Genomic DNA, 11,779 nt, shown 5'->3' with positions numbered 1-11,779 from the left:
GCATGGGATCCATCCTAACCCGATATCGTGCCTCGTTCATCCCTGGCTTCATGGACCGAATTTCATGCTTCTGCGCCGCCTCCTTCCCCTGACCGTCCTGATGGCCGGTCTGGCCGCCACGCCGGCCCTGGCCGAACTGCCGCCCGTGCCCCAGGTGGGGCAGGAGACGCCGAAGCCGGTCGCCGCCCCCTATGGGCCGACCGAAGGCGCGCAGGCGCAGGTCGATGCCGCCTTCAAGACCGCCAAGGCCACCGGCCGCAACGTGCTGATCGATTTCGGCGGCAATTGGTGCCCGGACTGCCGCATGCTGGCGGGGGTGCTGGAACTGCCGTCGGTCGCGCCCTGGGTGGCGGCGCATTTCGTCACCGTGCCGGTCAATGTCGGGCGGATCAACACCAACCTCGATATCGCGCAGCATTACGGCGTGACGATCAAGGCGGTGCCGACGGTGCTGATCGTGACGCCGCAGGGCCGGCTGCTGAACCCGGACGGCACGCTGGCGCTGGGCGACGCGCGCCGCATGTCCGCCCAGGCGGTGGTCGATCTGCTGGCCGGCTGGAACGGCCGCGGGGCCTGAAAAAGGGAAGGGCGGGGGTGTTCCCCCGCCCTTTTTTTGTCCGAACGCTTCCTAGCGCATGTGCAGGAAGCGATCGGCCTCCTGCACGATGTCGGCCAGGGTGCCGGGCTTGAAGGGGCTGATCAGGCCGGCGGCCTCGACCAGGCCGGTGAAGGGCTGCGAGCCGCCCAGAGCGCACAGATCGGCATAGACCGCCATCGCGCCGGCCTGGTCGGCCCGGCTGTGCAGCCAGAACTGCATCGCGCAGCACAGGGCCAGCGTGTAGTCGATGTAATAGAAGGGCGAGCGGTAGATATGGCCCTGGGCCTGCCAGCGGCCGCCGCCGGCGGGGTGGGACAGGTCGCCGTAATCGCGCCAGGGCAGATAGAGTTTTTCCAGCCGCTGCCAGGTCTCGTGCCGTTCGGCGGCCGTCATGTCGGGGTTGGCGTAGACCTCGTGCTGGAAATGGTCGACGCAGACGCCGTAGGGCAGGAAGCTGAGCGAGCCGATCAGGTGCATGCGGCGGAAGCGGTCGGCCAGCCCGTCCTCGACCATCAGGTCGATCTGCGGCCAGGTCAGGAATTCCAGCGCCATCGAATGGATCTCGGCGGCGTCCATAGTCGGCCACAGCAGGTCGATGCCCGGCAGGTCGCGGCTTTTCCAGTTCTGGTACGCGTGGCCCATCTCGTGCGTGAAGACGGTGATGTCGTGCTGGGTGCCGTTGAAATTGGCGAAGATGAACGGCATCCCGACACTGGGGAAGGCGGTGCAGAAGCCGCCGCCGGCCTTGCCCTCGCGGTTGCGCAGGTCCAGGAAGCCGCCCTCGACCATCTGGCGGTAGAACGCGCCCAGGTCGCCGCCCATGCGGTCGAACATTGTCTGCGCCCGTTCCAGCAGCAGGTCGTGCCCGCCGGCCGGCCTGGGGTTGCCCAGCGGGTCGATCAGCGATTCGTCCCAGAAATGCACCCGGTCCCAGTTCATGGTCAGGCGGCGATTTTCCACGATGGCGCCGACCAGCGGCACGACATGGGCCAGCACGTCCTCGCGGAAGCGCGCGACGTCCTCGGGGCCGTAATCGACGCGGCGCATCCGCCGGTAGCCCAGCGGGGTGTAGGTTTCGTAGCCCAGCGTGCGCGCCATGCCGTGGCGGACCTGGACCAGCTGGTCGTAGATCCGGTCCAGCTCGGCCCCGTGGGCGGCGAAGAAATCCCACCGTGCCTTCTCGGCCTCGTGGCGCACCGCGCGGTCGGGATGTTCGGCGAAGGGGGCGAGGCCCGACAGGTTGACCGTCTGGCCCTGCACCGTCACGCGGGCCGCGGCCAGCAGGGCGGTGTAGTCGGCGCCCAGCCGGGCTTCCTCCTCCAGCGCCTCGCGGATGCGCGGGTCGAAGGTCGTGATGTCGGTTTCCCACAGGCGGACGGTGTGGGTGCCGACGGCGGTGACCAGGCCGGCGCGGTCGGGGTCGTCGAGCAGGCGGCGCTTGATGGCGACCTCCAGCTCGGTCACGTGCGGGGTCAGGCGGTCGGCCAGGTCGCGGTCGGTGCGGGCCTGTTGGCTGGTCGTGTCCTGCGAGAAGCGCAGGGCGACCATCGAGGCCCAGCTGTCATAGGCCCGGCGTTCGGCATCGAAGCGGGCGAGGGCCTGCGGGCGGTCGCCGGCATCGAGCAGGGCGGACACGGCGCCGAAGCCCGCATCCAGGCTTTCGGCGGTGGGCGTGGGGAACGTGAGGTCGGCAAAGGGGATGGTGGACATGGCCCGATCATCGCATTCGCCGGGCCGGCCGTCCACGGTCCTGTGCGGTCAGGCGGCGCCGGCCAGGGCCTGCCGGGCTGCGGCCGCGAGGGCGAATGAGTGCAGGCGGGCGGCGTGATCGTGGATCGCGCCCACCAGCATCAGCTCGTCGGGCCGGTGGCGGTCAATGAAGCGGGCCAGCCCGGCGCGCACGGTGTCGGGGCCGCCCACGACGGCGCAGGCCAGGGCGCGGTCGATACCGGCCTGCTCGGCCGGGGTCCATAATCCCTCGGTCTCGGCGACGGGAGGCGGGAACTGGCCGGGGCGGCCCCGGCGCAGGGCCACGAACTGCTGCTGGTGCGAGGTGAACAGGAAGTGGGCCTGCGCATCGGTGTCGGCGGCCACCACGTTCAGCCCCAGCATGACATAGGGCTGCGCCAGCCGGGCGGAGGGGGTGAAGCGCTGGCGGTAGAGCGCCACGGCCTCTTCCATCATGTCCGGCGCGAAATGCGATGCGAAGGCGAAGGGCAGGCCCAGATGGGCCGCCAGATGGGCCGAGAACAGCGACGAGCCGAGCAGCCAGACCGGAATCTCCAGCCCCGCGCCGGGCACCGCCTGCACGGTCTGGCCGGGCTGGGCCGGGGCGAAATAATGCAGCAGCTCGACCACATCCTGCGGAAAGCGGTCGGCGCTGGCCGGGTCGCGGCGCAGGGCGCGCATCGTTTCCTGGTCCGAGCCCGGGGCGCGGCCCAGCCCGAGGTCGATCCGGCCGGGGAACAGGCTTTCAAGCGTGCCGAACTGCTCGGCCACCATCAGCGGGGCATGGTTGGGCAGCATGATGCCGCCGGCGCCGACGCGGATCTGCCGCGTGCCCGCCGCCAGATGGCCGATCAGGATGGCGGTCGCGGCCGACGCGATGGCCGGCATGGCATGATGCTCGGCCACCCAGTAGCGGTGAAAGCCCAGCGCCTCGGCATGGCGGGCGAGGTCCAGGCTGTTGCGGAAAGCGGTGCCGGCATCGCTGCCGCGAACGATCAGGGACAGGTCGAGAACCGAGAAGGGAATCAAAGTCCGAAACTCCTTTTGCCGTCCACGTGACCGGTCTCAGTACCTGGTCTTGGTGCCTGGCGGGGAATGCGGGCTGGCGAGCGAGAGCGCCGCAAAACGGCGCGCCCGTCGTGTGTTTCCGAGCATCGGAGCGGAGCGGCCTTGATGGCCGTGAGCACCGAAGCACAGGAAACGCGCGTCGGATCGCCGCCAGACCACATTTCCCGTCAGGCACCGCGGATGCGGTGGCCGAACCATAGACATATGGCGACAAAAACCAGGGTTCCCAGTGCCGAGGGCAGCATGGTGGCGTCGGCGGGCAGGAGGGCCAGCGTGTCGTCGCGGCCGGTGGCGCCGGCGACGCCGGCCAGAAGCACGCCGGTCAGGCTCTCGCCCACGATGAAGCCCGAGGCGAGCATGGTGGCGACGCCGCCCTCGGTCTTGCGCGGGCCGCGGGTGCAGACCCAGCAGATGATGGCGCCGATGGCCAGCGTGACGCTGACCGCCGGGGGAAGATACAGGCCGATGCCGACGGCCAGCGGCGGCATGGCGCCGCCCGCGCGGCGCAGCAGGATGTCGGCGACGATCAGCACGATGCCCAGCGCGATGCCGATCAGGATCATGGTCCAGTCGAGCTGGTGCTGGAAGATGCCGATGGCAATGGTGGTCAGCAGCGCGGGCTGCGGCGCGGGCAGGGCGTGGTCGGGGTTCATGCCCGCATGGGGCATGGCGCCGACGAAGCCGTAGGCCTGGTACAGCAGTTCCAGCACCGGCGGGATGACGATGGCGCCGCTGACGCAGCCGACCAGCAGCGCCACCTGCTGCCGCCAGGGCGACGCGCCGACCAGCTGGCCGGTCTTGAGGTCCTGCAGGTTGTCGTTGGAAATGGCCGAGGAGGCGACGATGGCCGAGAGGATGTAGAGCGAGAAGGCCACGGCGAGGTGCCGCCCGTTGGCCGACATTTCGGTGGGCAGCAGGCCCAGCGGCTCTAGCAGCAGCATGAACGACGCGACCAGGACGATGGCGATGATCGCGATGCCCGAAAGCGGCGAGGAGGATGAGCCGACGATGCCGGCCATGTAGCCGCACGCGGCGGCGACCAGGAAGCCGAACAGCGCGCAGAACGCGACCGCCGCCAGCGCCGCCGAGACGATGGCGCCGCCATGGGCGAAGGGGGACTGGAAGGTGACGAACAGCACGAACAGGATCGCCAGGCACAGGCTGGTCAGCAGCAGCAGGGTGCGGGGCGAGAGGTCGCGCATGCGGGCGTCCTCGTCGGCCGAACCGTGGGCGTGCAGCATGTCGCGGATGCCCGCCGCGACCGGGCGGGCCAGCAGGGCCAGTGTCCAGATGGCGGCGATGGCGATGGTGCCCGCGCCCAGGAAGCGCACCTTCTGCGTCCAGATCTGCGTCGCGAAATCGCCGGCGGCGAGATGGGCGGGGTTGGGCAGGCGGACGCTGAGGATCGGCACCACGACGTCCCACGCAATGATGGTGCCGATCAGCATGGCCAGGCCGCCGGCGATGCCGACCAGGTAGCCGGCACCCAGGAGTGCGAGCGAGAAGCCGGTGGAGGCGCGGAAGATGGCGCCGCCCCAGGTCGCGGTGACGGCCGCGCCGTCGGCCAGCAGCCGCAGGCCGCCGGTGGCGAAGGTGACGACCGCCGACAGCAGGCCGCCCGTCAGCAGCGCGCGCAGGCTCTCGGGGCTGCCGCTCTCGGACCCGGCCTTGAGGATTTCGGCCGCCGCGACGCCTTCGGGGTAGGGCAGGTCGCTGTTCGTGACCATCGCCCGGCGCAGCGGGACGGTGAACAGCACGCCGGTCATGCCGCCGGCGAGGGTGAGCAGCGTCGTTTCGAAATAAGGGAAATGCTGCCAGTAGCCGATCATGACCATGCAGGGCAGCGAGACGAACACGCAGGACAGCGTGCCCGCCGCCGAGGCCTGCGTCTGGACCATGTTGTTTTCGAGAATCGTGGACCCGCCCATCGCCCGCAGCACGGACATGGAGATCACGGCCGCCGGAATCGACGAGGCGACCGTCAGGCCGATCTTGAGCCCCAGATAGATGTTGGAGGCGGTGAAGACGATGGTGATCAGGGCACCGAGGATAAGACCGCGTATGGTCATTTCCCGCTGGCTGGCGGCGGGTGCGGTCTGGGAAAGGGCGGTGTCCGTCATGTCGTCTTCATGTCGCTTGTGTCGCTTGATCTGTCGGTGGAGGCCGCGGGCGCGCCGGACCGCCGGGCGGCGGCGCGCCGGTGTGGCACGGGTACCGGATCACATGTGATGGAAGCTGGGTGCGATCAGGTGGGTCTGGTTGTACTCCAGCTGCTCTTTCGTCAACTGGAGGCCGACTTCCAGCCGGTAGCCGTCGATCGTGACGCGCTTGGACACCGGCAGGGTGATCGGCACGATGCGGGTGTGCGTCAGCATCTGCGTGACGTTGGCCGGGAACTGCACCGTCTCGACGAACTGCTTCTTGTTCTTGATCTCGTCGCCATAGACCACGGCGACGAAATACGGGACCTGGAGCGTCCGCCCCGCGCCGGGGCCGCGCGTGACGTCGAGGCCGAGGCTGATATCGGCGACGACGGAGGCCGGGCGCCCCTTGCCGGCGCGGCACTGGCCCGTGACGCGCGTGACGCTGGTGCGGGAGGCCAGGTGCCCGATATCGTGCGACGGGCCGGTGAAGGCCACCTGGTCGGCGGCGGCGCCGGGGACCTCGACGGTCGGGCAGGACGGCGCGAAGGCATCGGGATTGTCCAGGGAGCATGCCGCCAGCGACATGGCGAGCGGCAGGATCGCCAGGCCGCTGAGATGGGCGGGGCGAAAGCGGCGAAGGCCGCTCGGGCTGACGATGGTCATGCGGGGTTCCGGGGTCTCGTTCTCGGTCATGGTTGCGGGGGCCGCCATGTGGACGGGCTGCTTGTGTGGCTCCGGCTGGACGGCTATGTCCAAATGCACCGGGGTTACAGGAAAATGGCTTGCGCCACGGCCCCGGTTTGCGTAGGGCCGGACCAGCACCGGGATGCGCGGCCGGCCGGTCGCTGCCCCCGGCCCGTATCCTATACCGCTCGCCGGCCGTTTGGGGAACACCATGCCCGACCAGATGATTCAGACCTCCGATTCCGCCCCCGTCGAGGCACCCATGCGGTCGCTGAAGGTTCTTCTGGCGGGGCCGCGCGGCTTCTGCGCCGGGGTGGATCGCGCGATCCGGGTGGTCGAGGAAGCGATCCGCCGCTACGGCGCGCCGGTCTATGTCCGGCACGAAATCGTGCACAACCGTACCGTGGTCGAGGAGCTGGAAGCCCAGGGCGCCATCTTCGTCGAGGAACTGGACGAGGTGCCGGCCGACGCGCATGTCGTGTTCTCGGCCCATGGCGTGCCCAAGACGGTGCCGGCCGAGGCCGAGCGCCGCAACCTGCTGTACCTGGATGCGACCTGCCCGCTGGTGTCCAAGGTGCATCGCGAGGCCGAGCGCCATTTTGCCGATGGCGGGCCGGAGAGCCGTCACATCCTGATGATCGGCCATGCCGGCCACCCGGAAGTGGTGGGCACGATGGGCCAGCTGCCCGCCGGCGCGGTGACGCTGATCAACGACGCGGAAGAGGCACGGACCGTCCAGCCGGCCGACCCGACGCGGCTGGCCTTCATTACCCAGACCACGCTGTCGGTCGACGACACGGCCGAGATCGTCGAGATCCTGCGCCGTCGCTTCCCGCTGATCGAGGGGCCGAAGCGCGAGGATATCTGCTACGCCACCACCAACCGGCAGGAAGCGGTCAAGGCCATTGCGCCGGGCTGCGACCTCGTGATCGTGATCGGCTCGCCCAATTCCTCCAACTCGCAGCGCCTGCGCGAGGTGGCGGAGCGCTCCGGCGCGCCGCGCGCGCTGCTGGTGCCGCGCCTGAGCAACCTGGACTGGTCGGTGCTGGACGGGGTGAACACGCTGGGCATCACCGCCGGGGCCTCGGCGCCCGAGGCGCTGGTGCAGGAAATGGTGACGGCGCTGGCCAAGCATTTCACGCTGGAAATCGAGGAACGGACGGTCAAGGAAGAGAACGTGACCTTCCGCCTGCCTGCGCCGCTGGGCTGACCAAGGCCCGGTTCGCATGGCTGTCTATACGGATGTGTCGGACGGGGCGCTGCGCGCGTTCCTGTCCAGCTACGAAATCGGTGAACTCACGGCCTATCGGGGCATTGCCGAAGGGGTCGAGAACAGCAATTTCGTCCTGCGGACCACGGATGGCGATTTCATCCTGACCTTGTACGAGCGGCGGGTGAATCCCGCCGACCTGCCCTGGTTCCTGGGGTTGATGGGGACGCTGGCCGATCATGGCCTGTCCTGCCCGCGCCCGGTCGCGGGGCGCGATGGCGAAGCCCTGCGCAGCCTGGCCGGCCGGCCGGCGGCGATCACGACCTTTCTGCCCGGCGTATGGCCGCGCGAGGTACGGGTGGCGCATTGCGCGCCGGTAGGTGCCGCGCTGGCGGCGCTGCATGTCGCGGGACAGGGCTACACGGCCGAGCGCGCGAACGGGCTGGGGCCCGCCGCGTGGGGGCCATTGCTGGACTCGTGCCGGGCGGATGCGGATTCGGTCTCGCCGGGGCTGGGGGCGGAGCTGGATGCGGCCCTGGGCGCGATCCTGCCGGCCTGGCCGGGGGCGGGGGACCTGCCGCGCGGGCAGATCCATGCCGATCTGTTCCCCGACAATGTGTTCTTTCTGGACGGTGCGGTGTCGGGGGTGATCGATTTCTATTTCGCCTGCACCGATTTCCTGGCCTACGACATCGCGATCTGCCTGAATGCCTGGTGTTTCGAGGCCGATGGCGTGTTCGTGCCCGAGCGGGCGCGGGCGCTGATCGCGGGCTATGAATCGGTGCGGCCGCTCGACGCGGCCGAGCGGCGGGCGATGCCGGTGCTGGCCGCGGGGGCCGCGATGCGCTTTCTGCTGACGCGGCTGTACGACTGGCTGAACACGCCGCCGGGCGCGATGGTGACGCGCAAGGATCCGCTCGATTACCTGCGGCGGCTGCGTTTTCATCGGACGGCGGGGGATGCGTCGGTCTATGGCGTCTGATTCCGCCGAGCGGCCGGTCGAGGCCGATGCCGCCTTCGAACTGGAAGCGCCGAACGCGTCCGCGCCGGTCGAGATCTGGACCGATGGGGGCTGCAAGCCCAATCCCGGCCCCGGCGGCTGGGCGGCCCTGCTGAAATTTCGCGGTACCGAGCGCGAGATTTCGGGCGGCGAGGCCGAGACCACCAACAACCGCATGGAACTGACGGCGGCGGCCGAGGCGCTGGAGGCGCTGAAGCGTCCCTGCGTGGTGGTGCTGCATACCGACAGCGAATATGTGCGCAACGGCATCACCCGCTGGCATACCGGCTGGGTGCGCCGCAACTGGCGCAATGCCTCGGGCGATCCGGTGGCCAACATGGATCTGTGGCGGCGGCTGCTGGAGATCAGCAAGCGCCATCAGGTCGAATGGCGCTGGGTGCGCGGCCATTCGGGCGACGAGAACAACGAGCGGGTCGACCGGCTGGCCACGGCGGCACGCGACGCGCTGGGGCTGGCCTATCCCGTTCGCCGCCGGTGACGGCGCCGGCACCGGCATTGCTGCTGCGGGGGCTGGCGGTGGCGCATGGCGGGCGGGACCTGTTCGCCGGACTGGACCTGACGCTGCCGGCCGGGGTGTTTTCCGTCCTGCTGGGCGCCAGCGGCGTGGGCAAGACCAGCCTGCTGCGCGTGATCGCGGGGCTGGATCGCCCGGCGGCGGGCACGGTGGCGGCCGATGACGGCGCGCCGCTGGCGGGCCGGATGGCCTGGATGGGCCAGCGCGACCTGCTGCAACCCTGGGCGCGGGTGATCGACAATGTAACGCTGGGCGACCGGCTGCGCGGCCGCCGCCCCGATCGCGACCGGGCGGCGGCGCTGCTGCGGCGCATGGGGCTGGCCGACCGGCTGGCGGCCCTGCCGGCCGAACTGTCGGGCGGCATGCGCCAGCGTGTGGCGCTGGCCCGGACCCTGTACGAGGATCGTCCGGTCGTGCTGATGGACGAGCCCTTTTCCGCGCTGGACAGCGTGACGCGGGCGCGGATGCAGGATCTGGCGGCCGAGACGCTGCATGGCCGGACGGTGGTGCTGATTACCCATGACCCGCTGGAGGCCTGCCGGCTGGGGCAGGCGATCCTGCTGATGGCGGGCGCCCCGGTATGCGTGGCCGGCATGACGGTGCCCGGGGGCGACGTGCCCCGGCCGGCGGACGACGAGTCGGTGCTGCATGCCCAGGGCGTGCTGCTGCGCCGCATGCTGGATGCGGCGGGGCCATGAGCGCCGGAGCCATCAGGGCCGGGCGAATCGCGGCGCGGCTGGGCCGGCCGCTGGGCACGCTGTGCGGGCTGGGCCTGCTGTGGTGGGGGATCGTGCGGCTGGGCGGGGTGCCGTCCTATCTGCTGCCGCCGCCGGACTCGGTGGCGCGGGCCCTGTGGGCGCAGCGCGGCCTGCTGGCCGGGGCAGCGGGGACGACCCTGCTGGAAACCGTGCTGGGGCTGCTGCTGGGCACGATGGGCGGCGGCGCGCTGGCGCTGCTGATGATGGCCTCGGCCCCCGTGCGGCGGTGGATGATGCCGCTGGTGCTGCTCAGCCAGGCGGTGCCGGTCTTTGCGCTGGCGCCGCTGCTGGTGCTGTGGTTCGGCTTCGGCATCGCCTCCAAGGTGGTGATGGCGGTGCTGGTGATCTTCTTTCCCATCACCTCGTCCTTTTTCGACGGGCTGCGCCGCACGCCGCCGGGCTGGCTCGACCTGGCGCGGAGCATGGATGCGCGGCCGGGGCTGGTGCTGCTGCGGCTGCGGCTGCCGGCGGCGCTGCCGGCCCTTGCCTCCGGCCTGCGGGTCGCCGCCGCCATCGCGCCGCTGGGCGCGGTGGTGGGGGAATGGGTGGGGGCCTCGTCGGGGCTGGGCTTCCTGATGCAGACGGCCAATACCCGCTTCGAGACCGACCTGATGTTCGCGGCGCTGCTGGTGCTGGCGACGATGACGGTGCTGCTCTGGTGGGGGGTGGACCGGGCGCTGGCGCGAATGCTGTACTGGGTGCCCGACGACCAGCCCAACTGAAGGAGTGATCTATCGTGGCGCGTGCCATCATCATCGACACGGACCCGTCGCCCGACGATGCGGTCGCTTTCCTCATGGCGCTGGCCTCGCCCGACGAGCTGGAGGTGCTGGCGCTGACGACGGTGGGGGGCAACGTGCCGCTGGCGCTGACCACGCGCAACGCCCTGATGGCGCTGGAACTGGCCGGGCGCGGGGATGTGCCGGTCTATGCCGGGGCGGCGGGGCCGCTGGTGGGGGCGCTGCGCACCGCCGAGCATGTGCACGGCACCACCGGGTTCGACGGCTACGACCTGCCGCCGCCGTCGCTGGAAGCAGCCGAGGGATTTGCCCCCGACCGGATCGTCGAGCTGGTGATGGCGCGGCCGCGCGACAGCGTGACGCTGTGCTGCCTGGCGCCGCTGACCAATATCGCCCTGGCGATGGCGCGCGAGCCGCGCCTGGCCGGGCATCTGCACGGGATCGTGCTGATGGGCGGGGCACGGACCGAGGGCGGGAACATCACCCCGGCGGCGGAATATAATATCCATGTCGACCCCGAGGCGGCGGCGCGGGTGTTCGATTCGGGCGTGCCGATCACGATGATCCCGCTGGACTGCACGCATCGGGCGCTGACCACGACGGCGCGCATGGCGCGGCTGCGCGCCATCGGCACGCCGCTGGCCGAGGCGTTCTATCACCTGCTGACCTTCAACAAGCGCTTCAACGCCCGCCAGTGGGGCACCGATGGCGGGCCGCTGCACGATCCGACGGTGATCGCGGCGCTGTTGCGGCCGGAACTGTTCAGCGGGCGGCTGGCCCATGTCGGGATCGAATGCCATGGCGCGCTGACGCGGGGCATGACGGTGATCGACTGGTGGAGCGTGACCGGGCAGCACCCGAATGCCCTGGTTCTCAACCGGCTGGACGCGGACGGTTACTTCGACCTGGTGATCGAGCGCCTGTCGCGCTTCGGCATCGCATCGGCATAAAGCATCGCCGGGCGGCGATGGAAGGTTGCCCGACCGGGGTGCGCTCCAGTAATGGTCGCGCGTTCGCGCCGGTCGGGCGCGGCCGATCCTGACGTCGCTTCCATGTGGGGCGTCCTGCTGTCCGGAGTCCGCATGGATCACGCATCGCCGCCCTCTTCGTCCTCTCCTGTCCAGCCGCGCGCGACGGGAGGCGTGGGGGACCCTGTGTTTGCGGGGTTCGTCCGCCTGTCCGGGTGGCTGATCCTGGCGATCATGGGCGGGTTGATCGCGGTTCTGGCGTGGGGCGGGATTTCGGCGTGGTCGGCGTTCGGGCCGGGCTTCGTGTGGAGCACGGCGTGGAACCCGGTGACGCAGCATTTCGGGG

The 11,779-nt window shown here is 70.3% G+C and carries 11 protein-coding genes and 1 pseudogene; 8 read left to right on the top strand and 4 right to left on the bottom strand.

Features of this window, described 5'->3' with window-relative positions; all coding sequences use genetic code 11:
* Positions 1-64 precede the first annotated feature (64 nt).
* Positions 65-577: a thioredoxin family protein gene (locus HLH27_RS07810; protein ID WP_182949338.1), complete on the top strand. Its 513-nt coding sequence runs from the start codon at positions 65-67 to the stop codon at positions 575-577.
* Between the two features lie 51 nt (positions 578-628).
* On the opposite strand, the gene HLH27_RS07805 is transcribed toward HLH27_RS07810, so the two are convergent.
* From HLH27_RS07805 to HLH27_RS07790, 4 genes are all read right to left on the bottom strand, one after another.
* Positions 629-2,308: a M3 family oligoendopeptidase gene (locus HLH27_RS07805; protein ID WP_182949336.1), complete on the bottom strand. Its 1,680-nt coding sequence runs from the start codon at positions 2,306-2,308 to the stop codon at positions 629-631.
* A gap of 48 nt (positions 2,309-2,356) precedes the next feature.
* A complete protein-coding gene (locus HLH27_RS07800) occupies positions 2,357-3,355 on the bottom strand; it encodes an LLM class flavin-dependent oxidoreductase (protein WP_182949334.1) in 999 nt (332 codons plus the stop codon).
* A gap of 206 nt (positions 3,356-3,561) precedes the next feature.
* On the bottom strand, positions 3,562-5,514 hold the full coding sequence (locus tag HLH27_RS07795) for an OPT family oligopeptide transporter (RefSeq protein WP_182949332.1): 1,953 nt from the start codon (positions 5,512-5,514) through the stop codon (positions 3,562-3,564).
* Positions 5,515-5,613: 99 nt separating this feature from the next.
* A complete protein-coding gene (locus HLH27_RS07790; RefSeq protein WP_246375639.1) occupies positions 5,614-6,249 on the bottom strand; it encodes a hypothetical protein in 636 nt (211 codons plus the stop codon).
* A 184-nt stretch (positions 6,250-6,433) separates the two neighbouring features.
* On the opposite strand from HLH27_RS07790, the gene ispH reads away from it, so the two are divergent.
* From ispH to pstC, 7 genes and pseudogenes are all read left to right on the top strand, one after another.
* The gene (ispH, locus tag HLH27_RS07785) at positions 6,434-7,432 is read left to right on the top strand and encodes a 4-hydroxy-3-methylbut-2-enyl diphosphate reductase (protein ID WP_182949331.1); all 999 of its coding nucleotides are present in this window, start codon (positions 6,434-6,436) and stop codon (positions 7,430-7,432) included.
* Between the two features lie 16 nt (positions 7,433-7,448).
* The gene (locus HLH27_RS07780) at positions 7,449-8,414 is read left to right on the top strand and encodes a homoserine kinase (RefSeq protein ID WP_182949330.1); all 966 of its coding nucleotides are present in this window, start codon (positions 7,449-7,451) and stop codon (positions 8,412-8,414) included.
* Positions 8,404-8,931 carry a ribonuclease HI gene (rnhA, locus tag HLH27_RS07775; RefSeq protein ID WP_246375638.1) on the top strand — a complete coding sequence of 176 codons (528 nt, stop codon included), beginning with the start codon at positions 8,404-8,406 and terminating at the stop codon, positions 8,929-8,931. The genes HLH27_RS07780 and rnhA overlap by 11 nt, the downstream gene beginning before the upstream one ends.
* Positions 8,928-9,665 carry an ABC transporter ATP-binding protein gene (locus tag HLH27_RS07770; RefSeq protein WP_338029866.1) on the top strand — a complete coding sequence of 246 codons (738 nt, stop codon included), beginning with the start codon at positions 8,928-8,930 and terminating at the stop codon, positions 9,663-9,665. The genes rnhA and HLH27_RS07770 overlap by 4 nt, the downstream gene beginning before the upstream one ends.
* Positions 9,662-10,447, top strand: coding sequence for an ABC transporter permease (locus HLH27_RS07765; protein ID WP_182949328.1), 786 nt, complete (start codon positions 9,662-9,664; stop codon positions 10,445-10,447). The genes HLH27_RS07770 and HLH27_RS07765 overlap by 4 nt, the downstream gene beginning before the upstream one ends.
* A 14-nt stretch (positions 10,448-10,461) precedes the next feature.
* Positions 10,462-11,415, top strand: a complete 954-nt coding sequence (locus HLH27_RS07760; RefSeq protein WP_182949327.1) for a nucleoside hydrolase — start codon at positions 10,462-10,464, stop codon at positions 11,413-11,415.
* 132 nt (positions 11,416-11,547) lie between these two features.
* A pseudogene (gene pstC / locus HLH27_RS07755) lies at positions 11,548-11,779 on the top strand (phosphate ABC transporter permease PstC); the annotation flags it as partial.

Origin of the sequence: Gluconacetobacter takamatsuzukensis (assembly GCF_014174275.1) — a bacterium.
In the GTDB taxonomy this organism is placed as follows: Bacteria; Pseudomonadota; Alphaproteobacteria; order Acetobacterales; family Acetobacteraceae; genus Gluconacetobacter; species Gluconacetobacter takamatsuzukensis.
The sequence above is the reverse complement of the archived record's forward strand: the minus strand, read 5'-3'. Positions and strand labels throughout refer to the sequence as shown.

Excerpts from the sequence above, each read along its gene's own strand:
- HLH27_RS07765 (WP_182949328.1), top strand. The coding sequence starts at position 9,662 with ATGAGCGCCGGAGCCATCAGGGCCGGGCGAATCGCGGCGCGGCTGGGC.
- ispH (WP_182949331.1), top strand. The coding sequence starts at position 6,434 with ATGCCCGACCAGATGATTCAGACCTCCGATTCCGCCCCCGTCGAGGCA.
- HLH27_RS07780 (WP_182949330.1), top strand. The coding sequence starts at position 7,449 with ATGGCTGTCTATACGGATGTGTCGGACGGGGCGCTGCGCGCGTTCCTG.
- HLH27_RS07810 (WP_182949338.1), top strand. The coding sequence starts at position 65 with ATGCTTCTGCGCCGCCTCCTTCCCCTGACCGTCCTGATGGCCGGTCTG.
- HLH27_RS07795 (WP_182949332.1), bottom strand. The coding sequence starts at position 5,514 with ATGACGGACACCGCCCTTTCCCAGACCGCACCCGCCGCCAGCCAGCGG.
- rnhA (WP_246375638.1), top strand. The coding sequence starts at position 8,404 with ATGGCGTCTGATTCCGCCGAGCGGCCGGTCGAGGCCGATGCCGCCTTC.
- HLH27_RS07805 (WP_182949336.1), bottom strand. The coding sequence starts at position 2,308 with ATGTCCACCATCCCCTTTGCCGACCTCACGTTCCCCACGCCCACCGCC.
- HLH27_RS07790 (WP_246375639.1), bottom strand. The coding sequence starts at position 6,249 with ATGGCGGCCCCCGCAACCATGACCGAGAACGAGACCCCGGAACCCCGC.